This window comes from Streptomyces sparsus (genome assembly GCF_054776295.1).
Genome location: NZ_BAAHCA010000730.1, coordinates 1 through 2,510, shown reverse-complemented (window position 1 = coordinate 2,510; position 2,510 = coordinate 1). Strand labels below are relative to the sequence as shown.

The 2,510-nt window shown below is 73.8% G+C and carries 1 protein-coding gene; it reads left to right on the top strand.

The features are described 5' to 3' along the window. Positions 1-81: 81 nt before the first annotated feature. Positions 82-2,487, top strand: a complete 2,406-nt coding sequence (gene secD, locus ACYVE9_RS22705) for a protein translocase subunit SecD (protein ID WP_461029748.1) — start codon at positions 82-84, stop codon at positions 2,485-2,487. Positions 2,488-2,510: the final 23 nt, after the last annotated feature.

Here is a 2,510-nt window from a genome sequence, read left to right as displayed (position 1 = left end):
CCGCGCCGCGCGTCGGCCGCACTCCGGCCGCCGCACAAGGTGCGCGATGCGCGGGCCGTCCCGATGGAGGCAGAAGCCCTCATGACCCGTGCCACCGCGGTACGGGCGGTACTGGCGTTCGCCGTGCTGCTCGTGTCCGCGATCGTTGTCCTGACCACCTCGCCCCGCCTGGGGCTCGACCTGCAAGGCGGCACCCGGATCGTCCTGGAGGCCCGCGACTCGCCCACGGTCACCGCCGACCGGGAGACCACCGACCGGACGGTGGAGGTGCTGCGTCACCGCATCGACGCGCTGGGCGTCAGCGAGCCCGTCCTCACCCGTTCCGGCGACCGCCGGATCATCGTCGAACTGCCCGACGTGCAGGACCCCCGGGAGGCGGCAGAGGTGCTCGGCCGCACCGCCCAGCTCTCCTTCCACCCCGTACTCGGCCCTGCCGATCCCGGGGGCGAGGCCCCCGCGGACCCACCGGAAGCCGACCCGCCCAAGCCCGGCACCGAGCCCGAGCCCGGCACCAAGCCCGACTCCGAAAACAAGCCCGAGCCCGACTCCGCCACCGGGCCGTCCGAGCCGGAGGTGCTGCCGGACGAGAGCGGCAACCGGCTGCGCCTCGGCCCGTCCGCGCTGTCCGGCGCGGACGTCGAGGACGCCGCGCCGCAGATCGACCCGCAGCGCGGTACCGGCTGGTTCGTCACCGTGGACTTCCGCGGCGGCGGCAAGGGGTGGGCGGAACTCACCGGTGACGCCGCCTGCCACCCCCAGGGCGACGACCGGCGCCGCGTCGCGATCGTGCTGGACGGCGAGGTGATCTCCTCCCCCGCGGTGGACGGCGACGTCCGCTGCGAGGGGGGCATCACCGGGGGCAGCACGCAGATCACCGGATCGTTCGGCCAGGACGAGGCCCGGGACCTGGCGCTGCTCATCAAGGGCGGCGCACTGCCCGTCCCGGTGGAGACGGTCGAGCAGCGCACCGTCGGCCCGACGCTCGGCGCCGAGGCGGTCAGCGCGGGGGCGGGCGCCGCGATCATCGGCGTCACCCTCACCTCGCTGTTCGTGATCGCCGTCTACCGCTGGTTCGGTCTGCTCGCCGCGTTCGCGCTGGCCTGCTACGGACTGATCTCCTACGGGGCGCTGCTGGCGCTCGGCGTCACGCTCACCCTCCCGGGGCTGGCCGGATTCGTACTGGCCATCGGCATGGCGGTGGACGCCAACGTGCTCGTCTTCGAACGGGCCAGGGAGGAGTACACGGCCACGCCGCGACGCGGTCTGCGGGCGGCGCTCACCGCCGGTTTCCGCAACGCCTGGAGCGCCATCGCCGACTCCAACGTCACCACCCTGCTGGCGGCGGCGCTGCTGTTCCTGTTCGCCTCCGGACCGGTCCGCGGGTTCGGCGTCACCCTGGCCATCGGTGTCCTGGCGTCCATGGTGTCGGCCCTGGTCGTGGCCCGCTCACTGGCCGAACTCACCTCGGGCAGCACCTTCCTGACGAAACGGCCGAAGCTCAACGGCATCACGCTGCCCGGACGGTTCAGGTCGTGGATCACCCGCCGGAACCCCGACCTGCTGCGCCGGCCACGGCGGCTGCTGGCGCTCTCCGCCGTCCTGATGCTGCTCGCCGGCGCGGGACTGCTCACCCGGGGGCTGGAGTTGGGCGTCGAGTTCACCGGCGGACGCCTCACCGAGTACGGCACCAGCCGCGACGTGGACGCGGAGACGGCACGCCGGGCCGTCGCCGCGGCCGGTTTCCCGCAGGCGGAGGTGACCACCTCGGGTGACGGTGACCTCTCGGTGCGGGCGGCCGGGCTGACCGGTGACGACGAGCACCGCATCCGGGAGGCGCTGGCCGGGCCGGGCGGGACCGTCACCAAGCTCAGCGACGAGCTGATCGGCCCCAGCCTCGGGGACGAACTGCGGCGCAACGCCCTGATCGCGCTGGGCGTCGCGCTGGCAGCCCAGCTCGTCTACCTGGCGGTGCGGTTCCGCTGGACGTTCGCCGCCGGCGCGGTGGCCGCGATGACTCACGACGTGATCCTGCTGCTGGGGGTCTTCGCGTGGCTGGGCAAACCGGTCGACGGGGTGTTCCTGGCCGCGTTGCTCACCGTCATCGGCTACTCGGTCAACGACTCGGTGGTGGTGTTCGACCGGGTGCGCGAACTGTGGGGCAAGGCCCGGGGCACGCCGTACGCCCGGGTCGCCAACACCGCCGTGCTGCAGACCGTGCCACGCACCGTGAACACCGGCATCGGCGCGGTCTTCATCCTCGCGGCGCTGTTCGTGCTCGGCGGTGACTCGCTGGCCGACTTCGCCCTGGCCCTGCTCGTCGGTCTGACGGTCGGCACCTGGTCGTCGGTGTTCACGGCGGTGCCGCTCACCGTGGAGTTGGAGCGCCGGCGCGGCTCACCGCCGCCGCGTCCCACCGACTCCCGTCGCGGGCAGCGCGGTGGCCGCCGCGGGGTGCCGAGCCATCTGGAGACCGGCGCCCAGGTCTGAGCCCCGCGCCCTGGGTGGGGGGG